Raw genomic sequence first — 20,508 nt, forward strand, 5'->3', positions numbered from 1 at the left:
TCGAAAAAATGGCAAGAAGAATTCTGACAGCTCTCGTTGGCGCTGCTGTCGTGGGGATTGGCACACATGCGGCATCCGCCGCGACGCTCGACGACGTGAAGGCCAAAGGCTTCGTCCAGTGCGGCGTGAATACCGGCCTCGCCGGTTTCGCAGCCCCTGACGCCTCGGGCAATTGGAGCGGTTTCGACGTCGACTACTGCAAGGCGATTGCGGCTGCGATCTTCGCCGATGGCAGCAAGGTCAAGTATACGCCGCTCTCCGCCAAGGAACGCTTTCCGGCGCTGCAATCCGGCGAAGTCGACGTGCTTGCGCGCAACACGACCTGGTCGATCAACCGCGACACCGCGCTTGGCTTCAACTTCCGTCCCGTCAACTACTACGACGGCCAAGGCTTCATGGTTCGCAAGGAACTCGACGTGAAGTCCGCCCTCGAGCTTTCCGGCGCCGCCGTCTGCGTTCAGACCGGCACGACGACCGAGCTCAACCTTGCCGACTACTTCAAGGCGAACAATCTGCAGTACAATCCGGTCGTCTTCGAGAAACTCGAGGAAGTGAACGCTGCCTACGACGCCGGCCGTTGCGATGTCTATACGACCGACCAGTCCGGCCTCTATTCGCTGCGCCTCACCCTCTCGAAGCCCGATGACCACATCGTTCTGCCGGAGATCATCTCCAAAGAGCCGCTCGCACCGGCGGTCCGCCAGGGTGACGATCAGTGGTTCGACATCGTCAGCTGGGTTCATTACGCCCTGGTCCAGGCCGAAGAGTTCGGCATTACCCAGGCCAATATCGAAGAAATGAAGAAGTCGACGAACCCCGACGTTCAACGCTTCCTTGGCGTCGAGGCCGACAGCAAGATCGGCACGGACCTCGGCCTCACCAACGAATGGGCGGTCAATATCGTCAAGGCAGTCGGAAACTACGGCGAAGTGTTCGACCGCAACATCGGCGCAGGCAGCCCGCTGAAGATCGAGCGCGGCCTCAACGCCCTCTGGAACAAGGGCGGTCTCCAGTACGCGCCGCCGGTCCGCTGATCGGACGCGGATGTCGGGGGGATGGCCGCGGCCGTTCCCCCGATCAACGATAAAAACCCGATAACGGGAACATCCGTAAGGATGGATTAGGGGAAAGAGGCATTGCATGGCCATTGGCGTCACCAACGCGCCTGAACGAAGCACGTCCTCGGGATCGATCATCAACGATCCTCAGGTGCGCGGGATATTCTATCAGGCAATCACCATCATCATCCTCGCAGCGCTCATCTACTGGATCGTCGATAACACCGTCGACAACCTGAGACGCGCGAACATCGCATCCGGCTACGACTTCGTTAGAAGCCGCGCCGGCTTCGATGTCGGACAATCGCTGATTTCATTTACCAGCGATTCCACCTATGGCCGCGCCTTGCTGGTCGGCTTCGTCAACACGTTGCTCGTCGCAATTACCGGAATCATCACGGCGACGATCATCGGTTTTATCGTCGGCATCGGACGCCTTTCGCATAACTGGATCATCGCCAAGCTCTCGCTGGCCTATGTCGAGGTGTTCCGCAACATCCCGCCGCTGCTCGTCATATTCTTCTGGTACAGTGGGGTGCTTTCGATATTGCCGCAGGCACGAGATGCGCTTGCCCTGCCCTTCGATATCTTTCTGAGCAATCGCGGTGTCGCCTTTCCGAGGCCGATTGCCGAAGAGGGTGCAGGATACACGCTCCTCGCCTTTGTTATCGCCGTCGCCGCAAGTGTGTTCTTTGCCCGTTACGCGCGCCAACGGCAGTTGGCGACCGGCGAGCGCCTTCCCGTCCTGTGGACCGTGCTCGGACTGATCATCGGCCTGCCGCTGGTCACTTTTCTCGTGACCGGTGCGCCGATCACCTTCGACATTCCCGTGGCGGGCAAGTTCAACCTCACGGGCGGTTCGGTCGTCGGACCGGAGTTCATGTCGCTGTTCCTCGCGCTTTCCTTCTACACGGCAGCCTTCATCGCCGAAATCGTCCGGGCCGGTATCCGCGGCGTTTCCAAGGGGCAGACGGAGGCGGCGCATGCGCTCGGCATACGCCCGGCGCTGACGACGCGCCTCGTGGTCGTGCCGCAGGCGATGCGCATCATCATTCCGCCGCTGACCAGTCAATATCTCAACCTCACCAAGAACTCATCGCTGGCGGTTGCCATCGGTTATGCCGACCTCGTCGCCGTCGGCGGCACCATCCTCAACCAGACCGGACAGTCGATCGAGATCGTAAGCATCTGGCTCATCGTCTATCTCAGCCTGAGCCTCGCGACGTCGCTGTTCATGAACTGGTACAACGCCCGAATGGCGCTGGTGGAGAGGTGAGATCATGAGCACGAATCAGGCCTCTTTCGTTCGCGCTTCGATGATCGAAGCTTCGCCTGCCCCGTCGCTGGAAAGCGGTGTCGTCTCCTGGCTGCGAAAAAATCTGTTCGCCACGCCCAAGGACACGGCCCTGACGATCATCAGCCTGCTCATCCTGGCATGGCTGGTGCCGCCGGCAATCCAGTGGCTCTTCATCGATGCCGCCTGGACCGGGGGCGGCCGCGGCGTCTGTGCCACGCTCTCGCAAGGCGGCACGCAGCCGGAAGGCTGGAGCGGCGCCTGCTGGGCCTTCGTCAACGCGAAATTCGCCCAGTTCCTTTTTGGCCGCTACCCGCTCGATGAGCGCTGGCGTCCGGCGCTCGTCGGCATCCTTTTCGTCTTGCTGCTGGTGCCGATGCTGATACCGAGAATCCCATACAAGGGATTGAACGCGCTTCTGCTGCTGGTCGCCCTGCCTATCCTTGCGGCGATCCTCCTGCCCGGCGGCTGGTTCGGCCTCACCTATGTCGAAACGCCGCTCTGGGGCGGCCTGATGGTCACCCTGGTCCTCTCCTTCGTCGGCATCGCAGTTTCGCTGCCGCTCGGCATCCTGCTGGCGCTTGGACGCCGGTCGAACATGCCGGTGATCAAGATGCTGTGCACCGTCTTCATCGAAGTCATCCGCGGCGTTCCATTGATCACGGTGCTGTTCATGGCCAGCGTCATGCTGCCGCTGTTCCTGCCGCAGGGCGTCACTTTCGACAAGTTCCTGCGCGCCCTGATCGGTGTGTCGCTCTTTGCCTCCGCCTATATGGCGGAAGTCGTACGCGGCGGTCTGCAGGCAATTCCGAAGGGCCAGTATGAGGGCGCCGATTCGCTGGGGCTCAGCTATTGGCAGAAAATGGGCTTCATCGTCCTGCCGCAGGCCCTGAAGCTGGTCATTCCCGGTATCGTCAACACATTCATAGGCCTATTCAAGGACACATCGCTCGTGTCGATCATCGGCATGTTCGACCTGCTCGGCATCGTTCGCCTGAACTTCAGCGATACGAACTGGGCCAGCGCCGTCACGCCGCTGACCGGTCTTATCTTCGCGGGCTTCGTCTTTTGGCTTTTCTGCTTCGGCATGTCACGCTATTCAGGCTTCATGGAACGCCTGCTCGACAGAAGCCAGCGGTAAAAAAAGGGGAAAAGAAAATGGCAAATACCGCCACTGCACCGAACTTGGCCGTCTCGACGACGGATGTCGCGATCGAAATCACCAACATGAACAAATGGTACGGTGATTTCCACGTGCTGCGCGACATCAATCTCAGGGTCATGCGCGGCGAGCGCATCGTCGTCGCTGGCCCGTCGGGCTCCGGCAAGTCGACGATGATTCGCTGCATCAATCGGCTCGAGGAACACCAGAAGGGCAAGATCGTCGTCGACGGCATCGAACTCACCAACGACCTGAAAAAGATCGACGAAGTGCGCCGGGAAGTCGGCATGGTCTTCCAGCACTTCAACCTCTTCCCGCATCTCACGATCCTGGAAAACTGCACGCTGGCGCCGATCTGGGTCCGCAAGATGCCGAAAAAGGAAGCCGAGCAGGTGGCGATGCACTTCCTGGAGCGCGTGAAGATTCCGGAGCAGGCGCTCAAATATCCAGGCCAGCTTTCGGGCGGTCAGCAGCAGCGCGTCGCCATCGCCCGCTCGCTTTGCATGCGGCCGAAAATCCTTCTCTTCGACGAGCCTACCTCTGCGCTCGACCCGGAAATGGTCAAGGAAGTGCTCGACACCATGGTGGGACTCGCCGAGGAAGGCATGACCATGATCTGCGTCACCCACGAAATGGGCTTCGCCCGCCAGGTCGCCAACCGCGTGATCTTCATGGATCAGGGCCAGATCGTCGAACAGAACTCGCCGGCCGAGTTCTTCGACAATCCGCAGCACGAGCGGACCAAGCTGTTCCTCAGCCAGATCCTGCACTGATCCTCCAACCGCTCGAAATGACTGCGGCCCGCTTTTACGGCGGGCCGTTTCGTTTGAACTGCAGGCCGAGACCTCGCAGAAGCCTGCCGTTCTAGGCCGAAATATCAGCCCTGGTTCGTTTTGTCTCGCCGGCAAAGAGGGCGAGCCCGGGATCTGATCTACGGACTCCAGGTTGCTAAAACGCACCAATTATGGTACTGAAAAAGGTTCCACCAACGGTCTTGAGTAAGAGGGCATTATGCAGCGTGTAGAAGCCTCTGTAGCCGTGAGCGTTTCCGACTTGAAGAAGAGTCCCACGGCGGTAATGGGCGAGGCCCAAGGCGAAGCCGTGGCCGTGCTGAACCACAATCGCGTCATGGCCTATCTGGTGCCTGCCGAGGTCTACGAATCCATGCTTGAGCGGCTGGACGATCTCTATCTTGCCGAGCTCGTGAAAGAGCGAGCGGAGGAAAAGGGCGAGCCGGTCGATATCGATGCCCTATAGCCTCGAATTCCTGCCGTCTGCTCGAAAGGAATGGGACAAGTTAGGCGCGACGATCCGGCAGCAGTTTGTAAAGAAGCTGCGTGAGCGATTGGAGCGTCCCCGCATTCCGAGCGCCGCGCTAAGCGGAATGCCCGACCACTACAAAATCAAACTGAGACAGCTTGGCTACCGTCTCGTCTACAGGGTCGATGATGGCACTGTCATTGTGTTGGTCGTGGCAGTCGGGAAGCGAGAACGGGGGGACGTCTACAACACAATGCGAGCACGCGGGCGTTAGATCGCCGGACCTCGCATCATAGGCCAACTAAGCGCTCCCATCTTTTGAAACTACGTACTTCCGGACGCAGCCGGAACGCCCGCCACGAATCCCTTCGCCCCGCTTGCGGGGAGAAGGTGCCGGCAGGCGGATGAGGGGCGAAATTTCTTTAGAGCACCTCCAGATTAGAGCATTTCAGTGTTTCTATGAAACTTTGAAATGCTCTAGGGCGACGCTATGCCCTCGGCGGCAGGGATCAGCCGACGAACGCACGTTCGATGACGAACTCTGCCGGCTTGTTGTTGGCGCCTTCCGTCAGGCCGGCGGCTTCGAGGATTTCCTTGGTGTCCTTCAGCATGGCAGTGGAGCCGCAAATCATGCCGCGGTCGATCGCGGGATCGAGCGGCGGGAGGCCAAGGTCGGCGAAGAACTTGCCGTTGGTCATCAGGTCGGTGATCCGGCCCTTGAAAGGATATTCCTCACGCGTCACCGTCGCGTAGTGCCGGAGCTTGTCGCCGACGATCTCGTTCAGGAATTCGTGGTTGCGGATTTCCTCGACAAGGTCGAAGCCATATTTCAGCTCCGCCACGTCGCGGCACGTGTGGGTGAGGATGACCTCCTCAAACTTCTCGAAGGTCTCCGGGTCGCGGATGAGGCTCGCAAAAGGCGCGATACCCGTGCCCGTCGAAAACATATAGAGCCTGCGGCCAGGCACGAGCGCATCCAGCACCAGCGTGCCCGTCGGCTTTTTGCGCATCAGCACCTGGTCCCCGGGCTTGATCCCCTGCAGATGCGACGTCAGCGGTCCGTCAGGCACCTTGATCGAGAAGAATTCCAGTTCCTCGTCCCAGGCCGGGCTCGCGATCGAATAGGCACGATAAACGGGCTTGTCGCCAACCATCAGGCCGATCATCGCAAATTCGCCCGAGCGGAAGCGGAACTCCTGCGGGCGCGTCATGCGGAAGCGGAAGAGCCGGTCGGTGTAGTGTTCGACGCTCGTCACCGTTTCAGCGAAGACGCCTGCCGGAGCCTGTACCGCGAAATCTTCTTTTTTTGCCGGAGCATTCATCGTGACCACAGTCCTATAAATGGTGACGCTGTTTATCAACTACAAGCGGATATTCCAACCCATGCCGAATTGAAAGGAAATCCCTTCCAAATATAGTCGCTTTCGAGGATTTCGGCTTGCTTCACACTGTCGCGGCCGCGCCGCTCACGAGACGCGGCGCCAGCTGTAGGAATTGGCGTTGACGGACGGCTTTGCCGTCGGCTGGTAGTGGTTGGAAATGCCCGGCAGCCGGCCCTCCGAAAGCCGCTTGATCGCCGTGGCGTTGGTTACGGCGAAGCTGTCGACGCCGCAACGCAGCATAAGCGGGATCGGGTCGATCAGCACGTCGCCGACGGCGCGAATTTCGCCCTGGTAGCCGAGCCGCGAACGCAGCAGCGAAGCATGGCTGAAGGACCGGCCGTCGCTGAAAGCCGGAAATGCCACCGCCACCAGCGCTATCCTTTCGAGATAGGGCTGAAGACGCATCACGTCGTCTGCGGGGTTGATCAGAACGCCAAGCTCCGAGGCATCGCTCTCCGCAACCGCAGCCAGGAAGGCGTCGATGTTCAGGATCGCCTTTTCGTTCGACCCGGCTTTGGTCTCGTCGGTTTCGATCACCCAGGGATCGTCGTTCACGAAGCCCGTTTCTTTCCAGATTTTCGTCATCTTATGCTGTCCTTTGATCACGCCGCCGCCTGAGCACCGCCGCCATAGAGCGCGTCCTTGAAGGGCTGCGGCCCCACCCGGCGATAGGCTTCGAGGAAGGTCTCGGACTTGTCTCGGCGCAAGCCGAGATAGGTGTCGACGATCGTCTCCACCGCGTCGGTCACTCTTTCCGGCTCGAAGCCGCGGCCGATGATCTCTCCGATCGATGTATGTTCATCACCGGAGCCGCCGAGCGTGATCTGATAGAGCTCCGCGCCCTTCTTCTCGACGCCCAGAAGACCGATATGGCCGACGTGATGATGGCCGCAGGCATTGATGCAGCCGGAGATCTTGATCTTGAGCTCGCCGATTTCGGCCTGCCGCTCGGGCGAGCCGAAACGGTTCGAAATCTCCTGCGCGACCGGAATCGAGCGTGCATTGGCAAGCGCACAGTAGTCGAGCCCGGGACAGGCAATGATGTCGGTGATCAGCCCCGCATTGGCGGTGGCGAGGCCGGCGGCGACCAGGGCGCGATAGACCGGCTCGAGGTCCGCCAGCGCCACATGCGGCAGGATCAGGTTCTGCTCATGGCTGACGCGTATCTCGTCGAAGGCATATTCCTCGGCGATATCGGCGACCGCATCCATCTGTTCGTGGCTCGCGTCGCCCGGAATGCCGCCGATCGGCTTCAGCGAGATCGTTACCATGCCGTAATCGGGATGCTTGTGCGGCTGAACGTTCTGGTGCACCCAGCGGGCAAATTCCGGATCGGCCTTCTTCCAGTGGGCGAGACTGCCCCAGCCCTCGGGCCGATTCGGCAGCATCGCCGGCGCAAAATAAGCAGCAATCGCCTGGATATCCGCATCCGGCAGCTTCAGTTCCGTGTCCTTCAGATTGGCGAATTCGACCTCCACCTGACGGGCCAGTTCCTCGGCACCGGTCTCATGAACCAGGATCTTGATGCGCGCCTTGTACTTGTTGTCGCGGCGACCATGAAGGTTGTAAACGCGCATGATCGCGGTCGTGTAGGAAAGCAGATCCTCTTCCGGCAGGAAGTCACGGATCTTTTTGGCGATCAGCGGCGTGCGGCCCTGCCCGCCGCCGACATAGACGGCAAAGCCAAGCTTGCCATTCTCGTCCTTCTTCAGGTGCAGGCCGATGTCATGCACCTGAATGGCTGCGCGGTCGCGCTCGGCGCCGGTCACCGCGATCTTGAACTTGCGCGGCAGGAACGAGAACTCCGGATGGACGCTCGACCATTGCCTGAGGATTTCGGCATAGGGGCGCGGATCGGCGACTTCGTCCGCAGCGGCACCGGCGAAATGGTCCGCCGTCACATTGCGAATGCAGTTGCCGGAGGTCTGCAGCGCGTGCATCTCCACGCTCGCCAGCTCCTGGAGGATATCAGGCGTATCGGAAAGGCGCGGCCAGTTGTACTGGATGTTCTGGCGGGTGGTGAAATGTCCGTAGCCGCGGTCATATTTGCGGGCGATATGGGCGAGCATCCGCATCTGCCGGCTCGAGAGCGTACCATAGGGAATGGCGACGCGGAGCATATAGGCATGGAGCTGCAGATAGACGCCGTTCATCAGGCGCAGCGGCTTGAACGCATCCTCCGCGAGTTCACCGGACAACCGCCGCTGGACCTGGTCCCGGAACTGCTCGACGCGTGCGGAAACGAAGGCGTGGTCGAATTCGTCGTAACGATACATGGCTTCTCAGGTCCTCAGGCAGCAACATTCTTTGGGCCTGCAAGCCCACTATATCCGGGAGCGTAGGGGATCGACGGCCCTTCGGCGCGGATCCGCTCACGCATGCGCAACGGCCGCAGCGTACCGTCGACTTCCTCGACGTCGACAACGTTGACGTCTACCACTTTATTCTCGTCGAACGAGCGCTTTCCGGTCGCCTCCAGGGCCGCGACGGCCTCCGCATGGCGAGCGACGAAGGCATCCTGCAACGACTCCACCCAGTTGCCGGAAGCGTCGAGCCAGACGGAAATGCCATCCGCCAGACGGTTTGCCGTCAGAACCTTTTCCACCATCGCGTCGTCCTCAGTTCCAAATCTGTTCGGTGCGTTTCGCTGAAACTTTGCCGGCACCGCTATACTTGATGCGGCCGGCCGTAAGCGGCTCGGAGCGTTCGAAATTCGCGCCCGCGACCGCTTCGCCGATGATCACCATGACCGGCCCGTCCAATTCCGTGCGGGCCTCGAGGTCCGGCAGATCGCGGAGCGTTCCGTGCAGGAGACGGCGCTCGGCACGGCTCGCATTCTCGATGACAGCGACGGTCGTGTCCTGCGGCAGACCGGCCTGCATGAGCCGCGAGGCGACGGAAGCCGCAACGGTACGGCCCATATAGACCGCAATCGTCGCGCCGGAAACGGCCAGTCGCGCCCAATCGGGAAGAACGCTGCCTGTCAAATCGTGGCCCGTCGTGAAAACCAGCGACGACGCCACGCCGCGCAGCGTCAGCGGCAGTTCGAAGTCGGCGGCCGCTGCAAAGGCCGATGTGATCCCCGGCACCACCTCGTAGCTGATGCCGGCGTCACGCAGCGCCGCCATTTCCTCGCCTGCCCGGCCGTAGACCAGAGGGTCGCCGGATTTCAGCCGGACGACGCGCTTGCCTTCGCCGGCAAGCTTCACCAGCAACTGATTGATCTCGTCCTGCGACTTGGAATGGCAGCCCTTGCGCTTGCCGACCGAAAGCCGCTCGGCGTCGCGGCGGCCCATGTCAACGATCGCTTGCGGCACCAGCGCGTCATAGACGATGGCGTCCGCTTCCATCATCACACGCTGCGCCCGGAGCGTCAGCAGGTCTTCGGCGCCCGGCCCGGCGCCGACCAGCCACACATGGCCGGCCACGCCGCCCGCGGCATCCAGAAGCTTCGAGGCCTCCCGGCGTGCGGATGCAAGATCGCCGACCGCGACGTGATCCGCCACGGGCCCCGAGAAGAAGCGGCGCCAGAAAACACGCCGAGCGACGCCGCGCGGCACGAGGCGGTCGACGGCGTCGCGATAGTTGGCTGCCAGAGAGGCAACGATACCCAGCGACGGCGACAGCAATTGATCGATCTGCGCGCGGATCATCTGAGCCAGAACCGGCCCTGCCCCTTCTGTGCCGATCGCAACTGCGACGGGCGCCCGGTTGACGAGTGCCGGCGTCAGGAAATCGCAATAGTCCGGCTGGTCCACGGCATTTGCGGGGATTTTCCGCTCACGCGCCGCAGTCACGACAACGCGGTCGAGCGCCGCATCGCCGGTTGCGGCAAAGACGAGGACGGCGCCTTCCACCTGATGAGCCCCAAAGGGTTCGCGCACGGTCTCGATATTGTTGGCATCCAGAAAAGCCTCGAATGCCGGTTCCGGCCGATCCGCATAGGCGACGATGCGCGCCTCGGTGTTCAGCAGCAACCGCACCTTGGCGAAGGCCTCGTCCCCATTGCCGAACACCGCCACGCTTTTCTGCGCGACGCGAAAGAATGCCGGAAAGACGGACAATTTCTGCGACATGACGAGGGGACGGCTCCTTTTGCAGGCTGCGGCGAATATCCCCTATAGGCCGCAACAATTGAAGGAACAGAAATTTCAATGCTTTTCCGGTCACGTATTGTTTTGCTCGACAGCCGATCTTTTTGAGCAAATATCTCCGGAGCCCTGAACCACCGGTGGTTCGGCCATTGCGCCGGGTGGTCGACCTCCGTTAAATGCCGGCTCAAGCAGGAGACCGAGACATGAGACAAACCCAACTGGCAGAGCGCCTGTTGACCGTCATCGAAGAGGACATACTGCCGCTCACCGAGAAGGGCGTAGCCGACGGCAACAAGGTGTTCGGCGCCGCTATCCTGCGCAAGTCCGATCTGTCGCTGGTACTGGCCGAAACCAATAACGAGACCGAGAATCCGCTGTGGCATGGCGAGGTGCACACGCTCAAGCGCTTCTACGAGATGGCCGAGACGCCGGACACGCGCGAGCTGATCTTCCTGTCGACGCATGAGCCCTGCTCCATGTGTCTCTCGGCGATCACCTGGGCAGGTTTCGATAACTTCTACTACTTCTTCAGCCACGAGGATTCGCGCGACAGCTTCGCTATCCCGCATGACCTGAAAATCCTGAAGGAGGTCTTCCGCCTCGAACCGGGCGGCTACGCCCGGCAGAATGCATTCTGGAAATCGGCGTCCATCGCGACACTGATGCAGGAGACCGATCCGGAAACGCGGCAGCGGCTCACCGGCCATGACGCCCGCATCCGGGCACGCTACGATCGTCTGTCCGATACCTATCAGGCGAGCAAAGACACCAACGCCATACCGCTGAACTGAGCCATGGAAGCCTCCCGCGACATTCAACGCCTGCTCGACATCATGGCCGCGCTCCGCGATCCGGAGACAGGCTGCCCTTGGGACGTCGTGCAGACGTTCGATACGATCCGGCCGTACACGATCGAAGAGGCCTACGAGGTCGCAGACGCGATCGAGCGTCATGATATGGACGACCTGTGCGACGAACTCGGGGACCTTTTGCTGCAGGTGGTGTTTCACGCACGCATGGCCGAGGAAGCCGGCGCGTTTTCCTTCGGCGACGTCGTCGAAGCCATCACGCGGAAGATGATCCGCCGCCATCCGCATGTTTTCGCCCGCTCCGACGCCGACACCGCCGAGGCGGTGAAGCTGCAATGGGACGAGATCAAGCAGGCCGAGAAAGCCGACCGGCGACAACGGCGCCTGCAGCGCGGCGCGTCGCAAGAGGAGCATGCCGGCCATCTCGGCTCGATCCAGCGCAGTTTTCCCGCGTTGGTCGAAGCGCTGAAGCTGCAGGAACGGGCGGCAAAAGTCGGCTTCGACTGGTCCGAGCCTGAGCCGATCCTCGACAAGGTCGAGGAGGAGATCGGCGAGCTGCGGCAGGCACTGAAAGACGGTGACCGGGGGAAGGTCGCGGACGAGCTCGGCGACCTGATCTTCGCGCTCGTCAATATCGGCCGCCATGTCGGCACCGATCCGGAAATGGCGCTGCGCGGCACCAATACCAAGTTCCGGCGCCGTTTCGGACACATCGAAAAGGAACTGGAAGCCGGAGGCGAAACGCTCGACGCGGCATCGCTGGAGCGCATGGAAGAACTCTGGCAGGCGGCGAAGGCTATCGAAAGGCAGCTGACCTAGGCTTGTGCCCGCTGCGTCATTGCCGTTCCTTGTATCTGCCTGTCACGGGAATCCAGCTGGAAAGACTCTTCCGCGCCGCAGACGCGGCGCTGCTGGATCCCTGTGACGAGCACAGGGATGAGGGTGGAGAGGGTGCGGCCCTCGGCGCGTTTCATAAACCGTGAAGATAGTGAGAGATATCTTCCCATTCCGGGTTCAATTCTTCTATCAACTGAAGCTTCCACTTCCTCGGCCATTTCTTCATCGTCTTCTCCCGCATGATGGCGGAAGTCAGCAGGTCGAACTCCTCAAACCACACCAAGGTCTTCACGCCGTATCTGGACGTGAACCCAGGTGTCAGATCGTTCTGGTGCTCCAGGAGGCGGCGCGGCAGGTCCCGGGTTACGCCCGTGTACAGCGTCCTGTTTCGCTTCGATGCGAGAATGTAGACGTAACCTTTCATTTGCGTGAAAGGTTGACCATTCTCTCGCATATTCGCAAGCAGAAGTTGTAGCGCCCAGACCTCCCCGGCCCTCATTCCTGTGCTTGTCACAGGAATCCAGCCAGGCCAAGTCATTGGACTGGAAAGACTCTTTCGCGCCGCAGACGCGGCGCTGCTCTCATCCCTGTGACGAGCAGAGGGATGAGGGTGGAAGGCCCTCGGAAAACTTCTCATGGCCGTGCGGGAAATCAGGGAATGGCGCAATACGCCAGGATGCTACCAATCCTCTTGGACGGCCTTCGGGCCGTTGCCCAGCCGTCTCTCGAGCTCCGTGGCCTCTCCCTCCGTCAGACGGAGATCCAGGCTCACGCGCCCATCTTCGAGATCTTCGCGGCCGTCGACGATCGCATGCTGGTAAACCCAAGGCAGCAACTGTAGCTGATCGAGACCCAGAACGACGGTGCACTCGGTCATGACGCCCGAAAGACGCCGGCCTATTTCAGCGAGAAGATCGTCCACACCTTCGCCGGTCATGGCCGAAACCGCGACCGTGTTGTCGGCGCTCGCGGCCTTCTTCACCAGCGCTTCGCGCACTTCCGGCTCGACCTTGTCGATCTTGTTCCAAACCTCGACAATGCGCTCGGCCCCCTCCTTCTCGTCAATGCCGAGATCGGCCAGGATACGCAGCACGTCGCTTGCCTGCGCCTGATTATCCGGATCGGACAGATCGCGCACATGCAGGACCAGGTCGGCCTCGAGTACCTCTTCCAGCGTCGCCCGGAAGGCGGCGACCAGATGCGTCGGCAGATCGGAAATGAAGCCGACGGTGTCGGAGAGGATGACCATACGCCCATGCGGCAGTTTCAGCCGCCTCAGAGTCGGATCCAGTGTGGCGAAGAGCATGTCCTCGGCGAGCACACCGGCCCCGGTCATCCGATTGAAAAGCGTCGATTTGCCCGCGTTCGTATAGCCTACCAGCGCGACGATCGGATGCGGCACCTTCTTGCGCTTCGACCGATGAAGCTGGCGCGTGCGCCGCACCTGCTCCAACTCGCGCTCCAGTTTGACGATCCTGTCCTGCAGCAGCCGGCGGTCGGCCTCGATCTGCGTTTCGCCGGGCCCGCCCATGAAACCCGCGCCGCCACGCTGCCGTTCGAGGTGCGTCCAGCTGCGGACCAGGCGACCCTTCTGATAATTGAGATGTGCGAGATCGACCTGCAGCGTGCCCTCCCTGGTGGAGGCGCGCCGGCCGAAGATCTCCAGAATGAGGCCGGTGCGGTCGATGACCTTGGCGTTCCATTCCTTCTCGAGATTGCGCTGCTGGACGGGCGTCAGCGGGTGATCGACGATCACCAGCCCCGCATCCTTCTCGCTCAGAACGTGGCCGATCTCCTCGATCTTGCCGGTGCCGAGCAGCGTGCCCGGTTTCGGCTGGGCGACGGGAACGATCATGCCGTGAACGACGTCGAGGTCGATGGCGAGCGCCAGGCCCGTCGCCTCCTCCAGCCGGCTTTCGTCCGAACGCGTGGCGGGCTGCGCAACGATGTCGGCAGACGCCTTCCCGGTTTTTTTCAGGATCGGAACGACGACGACGGCACGCGAGTCATCACGGAGCGTCTCGAGCTCCGGAATGATCGACGACGATTTTGAATCACGCTTGGTAATGTTCCTCACACCCCGTCAGGAGGCAGCTTCCTCATTCTCGAACATCTGCAACGGCTGGCCCGGCATGATCGTCGAGATGGCGTGCTTGTAGACGAGCTGAGAATGACCGTCGCGGCGCAACAGCACACAGAAATTGTCAAACGATGTTACGACACCCGTCAGCTTGACGCCGTTGATGAGGAAAATGGTCAAAGAAATCTTTTGCTTGCGGACCGTGTTGAGAAAGAGATCCTGCAAGTTTTGAGAACGTTCCGCCATCGCGCCGCTTCTTTCTTATTTGCCGGCGTTCTTGCGCCGGTGCATTTTGTTAATTCTTAAGGTGTCACGTACGATCCCGGCACCTCCGCAGGGTTTGGTATCAAATCACCGTCTTTTCCGCAATGTCGAAAAAGGCCTCGCGAATATTCTGTGCTATGCTTCCCGGATGACCGTTGCCGATCGTCTTTCCGTCCACGGAAACGACGGGAAAGCAGATGCTGGTAGCAGCGGTGATGAAGACCTCCCGCGCCGCGAGCATTTCTTCCACGGAGAAGGCCTTTTCCTCGATCTTGAGGCCCAGCGGCTTGGCTACGTCCATCAGGGTGGTGCGGGTCACGCCGCGCAGAATGCCGTTCTCCGCCGGGCGGGTGCGTAACGTCCCTTCACGGTCCACGATCCATACATTCGTCGCCGCCCCCTCTTTGACCGTGCCGTCCACGTCGACGAAGATCGCCTCCTGCGCGCCCGCTTCCTTCGCCCGCTGACGGGCAAGCACATTCGGGAGAAGGCCGACGCTCTTGATGTCGACGCGGTCCCACCGGTTCTCCGGCACCGTTATGGCAGATATGCCCTCGGCATTCTTCCGGGCGATCGCGCCGGGGTCCGTGCGCTTGGCGGTGACGACGATCGACGGCGGCGTGTCCGCATCAGGGAAAACATGATCCCGCCGCCCGACGCCGCGGGTCACCTGCAGATAGAAGAGCCCGTTGCGGACCCTGTTTCGGCGCAGCACCTCCCGGATGACATGGATCAGCGCCGCACGGCTCATCGGCCAGCCTATCCTGAGCTCGCCCAGGGATCGCCCAAGGCGATCGAGGTGCCGGGTCAGGTCGATGATGAAGCCGTGGCGCACCTCGCAGACCTCGTAGACGCCGTCGGCAAACTGGTAACCGCGGTCCTCGACGTGAATGGCGGCTTCGGCGTGCTGGACGTAAGTGCCGTTGACATAGGCGATTCTCGGCATGGCTGAGGCCCTCAGAAATATTGAATGCTGACGCGGAAGAGCTGTTCGACATCGCGGACGGTCTCGGCGGCCGCGAGGAGGACCACGCGGTCCTTCGCCTTGATCCGCGTGTTGCCGTCCGGGCGCACATAGGCCTTGTCGCGATAGAGCGCGCCAATGCGGATGCCCTCCGGCAATTCGAGCTCGCGCAGCGCCTTGCCGACCAGCGGAGAGGTTTCGAGCGCCTCGGCCTCGATCACCTCTGCCATGCCGTTCTGCACTGCATAGACCGACCGGATGCGGCCTTTTCGCACGTGCTGCAGCACACGCGAGATGGTGACGGCGCGCGGATTGATATAGGCATCGACACCGGCGGCGCCGGCGAAGTCCTGATAGGCGGGTTCGTTGATCAGCACGAGGGTCGACTTCGCTCCCAGCCTCCTGGCAAGCATGCTTCCGAGGATGTTGATCTGATCGTTATTCGTCAGCGCGACGACGAGATCCGCCTCCTGGACATCCGCCTGCGCCAGGATCCGCTGGTCCATGGCCGAGCCGTGGAGGACCACCGTGCTGTTGAGCTTGTCGGCGACGAGCACGGCGCGGTCACGGTCGTTTTCGACGAGTTTCACCCGCATGCGCGGCTGCTGTTCCTCGATCGTTCGGGCGACGAAATAGCCGATATTGCCGGCGCCGAGGATGATGATCCGCCGCGCCTCCTGTTCCTCATGGCCGAAGAGCGCCAGCGTGCGGCGGGCATGGTCGCGGTCGCAGACCACATAGGCGAGATCGCCGGTCTTCAACTGGTCGGAGGAATGCGGAACTATCAGCTTGCCATCCCGGAAGATACCGGTGACGGTCGCGTGAAGATCGGGAAAGAGCTCGCTCAATTGCTGCAGCGGCGTGTCGACGACGGGGCAGTCTTCCATACATTCGATCGCAACCATCGCGATCCGATCATCCGCGAAGCGCACCACGTCGGTGGCACCGGGAAAGGAAATACGCCGAAGCACGAGCCGCCCTACCTCGATTTCCGGAGAGATCGTCACGTCGATCGGGACGTTCTCGCGCGAAAAGAGGTCGGAATATTCGGGCGCCAGATAGCTCTGCGCGCGAATGCGGGCGACCTTGGTCGGTACGTTGAATATCGCATGCGCTACTTCGCAGGCGACGATGTTGACCTCATCGTACAGCGTTACCGCGATGAGCATGTCGGCCTGATCGGCGCCCGCCCTCGCCAGTACATCCGGATGCGCCCCGTGGCCGACGTAACCCCGCACGTCCAGCGTCTCGGTTATGTAGGCAATCAGCGCGGCCGACGTATCGATCACCGAAACGTCGTTATTCTCGCGCGACAGCCGCTCGGCGATGCCGTAGCCGACCTGCCCTGCCCCGCATATGATCACCTTCATTGCTGTTCCTTACCTCTGGGACGGATCTGCAGTGGCTCTAGAGCATTTCCAGGAAAAGTGTGTAACGGTTTTCCGTCCGGAAGTGCGTTGGACCAAAGGGTTGGAGCATTTCAGTGTTTTCATGAAACATTGAAATGCTCCAGATGGGGCGAAATACGCCCCGTCCGTTTTCAATTACACGCCCAACGACTTCAGCTTGCGATGAAGGGCGGAGCGCTCCATTCCCACGAATTCCGCGGTGCGCGAGATATTGCCGCCGAAGCGGTTGATCTGGGCGATCAGATAGTCGCGTTCGAACATCTCGCGAGCCTCCCGCAGCGGTAAGGTCATGATGTGCTGATCGCTCTGCGCCGAAATCTTCGGCAGGGTGTCCCCCACCTCGTTCGGCAGCATGTCGGCGGTGATCGGCGTATCGGGACCGTCGCTGCGCGCGAGAATCATCAGGCGCTCGATGTTGTTGCGCAGCTGGCGGATATTGCCGGGCCAATCATGCGCCTGCAGCACGGCCAGCGCATCCTCGCCTATCTTGCGGGGGCGGATGCCGGCCTGTTCGCTTACCTGTCGCATGAACATGTCGACCAGGAAAGGGATGTCCTCGCGCCGCTCCGCAAGAGCGGGAACGCGCACCGGAATGACGGCGAGCCGGTGATACAGGTCCTCGCGGAAAAGGCCCTCGGTGATCATGTTCTCGAGATTGTAGGCGGTCGAGGAGATGATGCGGACATCGACCTTGACGCGCTTGGAGCCGCCGACCCGCTCGAACTGCTGATCGACGAGGACGCGCAGGATCTTGTTCTGCGTTTCGCGCGGCATTTCGCCGACCTCGTCCAGGTAGAGGATGCCCCCATGGGCCTCCTCGAGCGCACCGGTGCGCCGCGGCTGCCCCGCGGTTCCTTCGGTACCGAAAAGCGCGATCTCCATTCTGTCGGGCGTGATCGCAGCCGCATTGAGAGCCACGAAAGGACCGTTGGCACGCGCGGACTTACGATGGATCATCCGCGCGACCAGTTCCTTGCCGGAGCCGGACGGTCCCTGGATCATGATGCGGCTGTTGGTCGGCGCCACTTTCTCGATCATCTGGCGCAGCTGCGACACTGCAACCGAGGTTCCGATCAGCTCCACCGGATCGCCCGACTTCCTTTTCAGCTCGGAGACTTCGCGCTTGAGCTTGGAATTCTCGAGCGCCCGCTCGGCGATCAGGATCAGCCGGTCGGCCTTGAACGGCTTCTCGATGAAATCATAGGCTCCGCGCTTGATCGCGGAGACGGCGGTTTCGATGTTGCCGTGACCCGAGATCATCACCACCGGCAAGTCGGGGTGGCGGTTCTTGATCTCGTCGAGCAGTGCCAAACCGTCGAGCTTGCTTCCCTGCATCCAGATGTCCAGGAAGATCAGGCGCGGCACACGGTCGTTGATGGCCGCGAGCGCGCTCTCGCTGTCGAAAGCGGTCCGCGTTTCATGGCCCTCGTCCGACAGGATTCCCGAGACGATCTCGCGAATATCCTCCTCGTCATCCACAACCAGAATATCAGCCGCCATTGGTATTACCCTTATCCTTTAAATTATCTTCGCCCCCGGTCTCGCCGGCAGGCGGCAGAACCACCCGGATCATCGCCCCGGCGCCGCCGTCGAAGTCCGGCGGTGCGTCGTGCAGTTCCAGTTGCCCGCCGTGGTCCTCGATGATCTTCTTGACGATAGCGAGGCCGAGACCGGTGCCCTTATCCCGCATCGTCATGTACGGCTCCAGAATCCGGTGCCGGTTCTCGGTCGGAAGCCCCTTGCCGTTGTCGATGACGTCGACCACGAACCGGCCGGTGGTATCATCGCGACGGGATCGGATGAGGACCTTCGGCGCGCCTCGCGACGTTCCCGCGGGCACGGCTTCGATCGCCTCCACCGCGTTCTTGACGAGATTGCCGAACGCCTGACCCAGCATGCGGCCGTCGAACTGCCCCTCGAGCGGTTCGTCGCCGAAATCGCGGACGAAGTTGATGTGGGTGTTGCCCATCTCGCGCAGGAATACGGCGTCCTTCAGGATAGCCCGCAGGTCGGACTTCTCCTTCGTCGGCTTCGGCATGCGCGCAAAGGCGGAGAATTCGTCGACCATCCGGCCGATGTCCTCGACCTGGCGCACGATCGTTTCGGTGCACTGGTCGAAGACCGCACGATCCTCCTGATCGATCTGCCTGCCGTAGCGGCGTTTCAGCCTCTCGGCCGAGAGCTGGATCGGCGTCAGCGGGTTCTTGATCTCGTGCGCAATGCGGCGAGCGACGTCCGCCCAGGCGGTGGAGCGCTGCGCGATTACCAGATCCGTGATGTCGTCGACGGTGATGACATAGGAGCCATGCGATTCGTCGCCCTCCTCCCGCGTCACCTGAACATTCATCGTGCGCTCGGTGCCGCCGCGCATGATGTTGATCTGCTTGCGGTAATCGTTGCGGTAGCGGCTCTCGGCCTCAACCAGAACCGCTTCGATTTCCGGGGCCACGTCGCTCAGATTCGCGCCGATGAGCTCCGGCGCCGCCTTTTTCAACATGCCTTCCGAAGACGGATTGAAGATGGTGATCCGTCGATCCCTACCGACGCCGATGACGGCTGCCGTCACGCCGGAGAGCACCGCCTCGATAAAGCGGCGGCGTTGGTCGACCTCGTCCTTCGCCACCAGGATCTGATCCTGCTGGGTCCGAATTTCGCTCACCATTTTGTTGAACGTGCGCGACAGGTTGCCGACGTCGCCGTCGACGGCGCGCACGGGAACGACGACGTCGAGATTGCCTGAGGCGACGCTGTCGGCCGCACCGATCAGCTGCCGGATCGGCCGGACGATGCGGTCGGCGACCGCAATGGCCGTCCAGATCGCCGCCAGCAGCACGATCAGGGCAAAACCGATGTAAAGGACGCCGAAGGCGATCTGCAGGGAGGTACGCCCGGCCTCGAGCGTCTTGTATTCCGCAGTGTTCTCTTCCATCAGCCGCATCGATCGCATGACTTCCGGATCGACGTTTCTGACGGTGTAGAGATAGGTGCCGGGAATGTTTTCGAGCGGAATGACCGCCCCCACCAGATTGGTCACGCCCGGAGGGATAAGCGTCGGCTGGCCGGCAATGGTGCTTTTCAGTGCGTCCTGCGGGATCGCCGGCAGCGGACGATCGGTCGAAATATTGGCTTGGAGTATGGCGCTGCCGTCGGCGCGCACGAGGAATGCGCCGAGCATGCCGCGCCCCCTCGCCTGCCGTGTCATCAGCTCGACGAAGCCGGTACGGTCGAGGCTATAGAGTTGGCGATTGCGCTCCAGGTCGTTGGCCATCGACACCGTCTGACCCTGAAGGTAGCTGGCATTCTCGAGGACATAGGCCTGCGCGACGTTCAGGGAGGAACGGACGATCGCCTGCGTACGCAGCGAGAACCAGCGGTCGAGGCCGACATCGAGGGTAATGCTGGCGAAGATCGCGACGAGGATCGCCGGCGTGATCGCGACGATCGAGAAGAGCGCGACGATGCGCACGTGCAGACGCGCTGCGGCTCTTCCCTTGCTGCGCGCCCTGAGCAGCCTGAAGATCTCGCGTGCGATGAGATAGATCAGGCCCACGACGAAGAGGCCGTTGATGCCGGCGCAGGCGATCACGATGTTTCTCTCGGGACGGATCGGCGTCAGGCCGAGAAGAACGAGCAGCGACAAGGTGGCGCAGATCAGGGCGCCGGTGGCGAGCATAAGCCCCGGCAAGGCAAAAGAGGCTCGCCGATCCTGGGCAGCAGTGACTCCGTCCTCCGTGCCCAATGGCAAGGCCATTCCATCCACCATGAAAAGTGCTACCCCCAACCGGCGTACCGACGACACCGGCATACGCCTGCGTCCCGGACCGAGACATTGAACCTTACAGCGCCGCGTCTCCTTTCGGACACGCAAAGCTCCCCGCCCGCACCGGTCTGATCG

At 61.5% G+C, this 20,508-nt stretch carries 20 protein-coding genes; 8 read left to right on the forward strand and 12 right to left on the reverse strand.

The features are described from left to right. Positions 1–8: 8 nt before the first annotated feature. The 6 genes from CN933_RS27090 to CN933_RS27115 all read left to right on the forward strand — a co-directional run bounded on the left by CN933_RS27090 (position 9) and on the right by CN933_RS27115 (position 5,048). Entirely contained in the window at positions 9–1,034 is a 1,026-nt protein-coding gene (locus CN933_RS27090; protein ID WP_018097779.1) for an amino acid ABC transporter substrate-binding protein, read from the forward strand. A gap of 106 nt (positions 1,035–1,140) precedes the next feature. Further along, on the forward strand, positions 1,141–2,334 hold the full coding sequence (locus CN933_RS27095) for an amino acid ABC transporter permease (protein ID WP_018097780.1): 1,194 nt from the start codon (positions 1,141–1,143) through the stop codon (positions 2,332–2,334). Positions 2,335–2,338: 4 nt separating this feature from the next. After that, positions 2,339–3,493 carry an amino acid ABC transporter permease gene (locus CN933_RS27100; RefSeq protein ID WP_018097781.1) on the forward strand — a complete coding sequence of 385 codons (1,155 nt, stop codon included), beginning with the start codon at positions 2,339–2,341 and terminating at the stop codon, positions 3,491–3,493. Between the two features lie 17 nt (positions 3,494–3,510). Next, positions 3,511–4,287, forward strand: a complete 777-nt coding sequence (locus CN933_RS27105) for an amino acid ABC transporter ATP-binding protein (protein ID WP_018097782.1) — start codon at positions 3,511–3,513, stop codon at positions 4,285–4,287. A 238-nt stretch (positions 4,288–4,525) separates the two neighbouring features. Beyond that, a complete protein-coding gene (locus CN933_RS27110; RefSeq protein ID WP_026168897.1) occupies positions 4,526–4,771 on the forward strand; it encodes a type II toxin-antitoxin system Phd/YefM family antitoxin in 246 nt (81 codons plus the stop codon). Further along, positions 4,761–5,048: a type II toxin-antitoxin system RelE family toxin gene (locus CN933_RS27115; RefSeq protein ID WP_018097784.1), complete on the forward strand. Its 288-nt coding sequence runs from the start codon at positions 4,761–4,763 to the stop codon at positions 5,046–5,048. Before CN933_RS27110 ends, CN933_RS27115 begins: the two co-directional genes overlap by 11 nt. Positions 5,049–5,283: 235 nt before the next feature. Here the strand turns inward: CN933_RS27115 and CN933_RS27120 are convergent, their stop codons facing one another. From CN933_RS27120 to cysG, 5 genes are all read right to left on the reverse strand, one after another. Continuing rightward, complete coding sequence (locus CN933_RS27120) at positions 5,284–6,096, reverse strand: ferredoxin--NADP reductase (protein WP_018097785.1); 813 nt, start codon at positions 6,094–6,096, stop codon at positions 5,284–5,286. Between the two features lie 144 nt (positions 6,097–6,240). Beyond that, complete coding sequence (locus CN933_RS27125) at positions 6,241–6,741, reverse strand: DUF934 domain-containing protein (RefSeq protein ID WP_018097786.1); 501 nt, start codon at positions 6,739–6,741, stop codon at positions 6,241–6,243. Positions 6,742–6,758: 17 nt separating this feature from the next. Further along, positions 6,759–8,432: a nitrite/sulfite reductase gene (locus CN933_RS27130; RefSeq protein WP_018097787.1), complete on the reverse strand. Its 1,674-nt coding sequence runs from the start codon at positions 8,430–8,432 to the stop codon at positions 6,759–6,761. 14 nt (positions 8,433–8,446) lie between these two features. Beyond that, positions 8,447–8,764, reverse strand: a complete 318-nt coding sequence (locus tag CN933_RS27135; RefSeq protein WP_018097788.1) for a DUF2849 domain-containing protein — start codon at positions 8,762–8,764, stop codon at positions 8,447–8,449. A 10-nt stretch (positions 8,765–8,774) separates the two neighbouring features. Then, positions 8,775–10,232, reverse strand: a complete 1,458-nt coding sequence (gene cysG / locus CN933_RS27140) for a siroheme synthase CysG (RefSeq protein WP_018097789.1) — start codon at positions 10,230–10,232, stop codon at positions 8,775–8,777. A 221-nt stretch (positions 10,233–10,453) separates the two neighbouring features. Between cysG and CN933_RS27145 the strand changes: the two genes are divergently transcribed. Next, entirely contained in the window at positions 10,454–11,041 is a 588-nt protein-coding gene (locus tag CN933_RS27145) for a deaminase (RefSeq protein ID WP_018097790.1), read from the forward strand. 3 nt (positions 11,042–11,044) lie between these two features. Further along, the gene (gene mazG, locus CN933_RS27150) at positions 11,045–11,878 is read left to right on the forward strand and encodes a nucleoside triphosphate pyrophosphohydrolase (protein ID WP_018097791.1); all 834 of its coding nucleotides are present in this window, start codon (positions 11,045–11,047) and stop codon (positions 11,876–11,878) included. Positions 11,879–12,029: 151 nt separating this feature from the next. Here the strand turns inward: mazG and CN933_RS27155 are convergent, their stop codons facing one another. From CN933_RS27155 to ntrY, 7 genes are all read right to left on the reverse strand, one after another. Next, positions 12,030–12,320, reverse strand: coding sequence for a GIY-YIG nuclease family protein (locus tag CN933_RS27155; RefSeq protein ID WP_026168898.1), 291 nt, complete (start codon positions 12,318–12,320; stop codon positions 12,030–12,032). 255 nt (positions 12,321–12,575) lie between these two features. Continuing rightward, positions 12,576–13,973, reverse strand: coding sequence for a GTPase HflX (hflX, locus tag CN933_RS27160; RefSeq protein WP_018097794.1), 1,398 nt, complete (start codon positions 13,971–13,973; stop codon positions 12,576–12,578). Between the two features lie 6 nt (positions 13,974–13,979). Next, positions 13,980–14,222, reverse strand: a complete 243-nt coding sequence (gene hfq, locus CN933_RS27165) for an RNA chaperone Hfq (protein ID WP_003535434.1) — start codon at positions 14,220–14,222, stop codon at positions 13,980–13,982. A 100-nt stretch (positions 14,223–14,322) separates the two neighbouring features. Then, positions 14,323–15,186 carry a D-amino-acid transaminase gene (locus tag CN933_RS27170; RefSeq protein ID WP_018097795.1) on the reverse strand — a complete coding sequence of 288 codons (864 nt, stop codon included), beginning with the start codon at positions 15,184–15,186 and terminating at the stop codon, positions 14,323–14,325. A gap of 11 nt (positions 15,187–15,197) precedes the next feature. Beyond that, a complete protein-coding gene (trkA, locus tag CN933_RS27175; RefSeq protein ID WP_018097796.1) occupies positions 15,198–16,574 on the reverse strand; it encodes a Trk system potassium transporter TrkA in 1,377 nt (458 codons plus the stop codon). 174 nt (positions 16,575–16,748) lie between these two features. Then, a complete protein-coding gene (gene ntrX, locus CN933_RS27180; RefSeq protein ID WP_018097797.1) occupies positions 16,749–18,113 on the reverse strand; it encodes a two-component system response regulator NtrX in 1,365 nt (454 codons plus the stop codon). After that, a complete protein-coding gene (ntrY, locus tag CN933_RS27185) occupies positions 18,103–20,418 on the reverse strand; it encodes a two-component system sensor histidine kinase NtrY (protein WP_018097798.1) in 2,316 nt (771 codons plus the stop codon). Before ntrY ends, ntrX begins: the two co-directional genes overlap by 11 nt. Positions 20,419–20,508 lie beyond the last annotated feature (90 nt).

It is taken from the genome of Sinorhizobium sp. M4_45, from assembly GCF_002885915.1.
Taxonomy (GTDB): Bacteria; Pseudomonadota; Alphaproteobacteria; order Rhizobiales; family Rhizobiaceae; genus Sinorhizobium; species Sinorhizobium meliloti_A.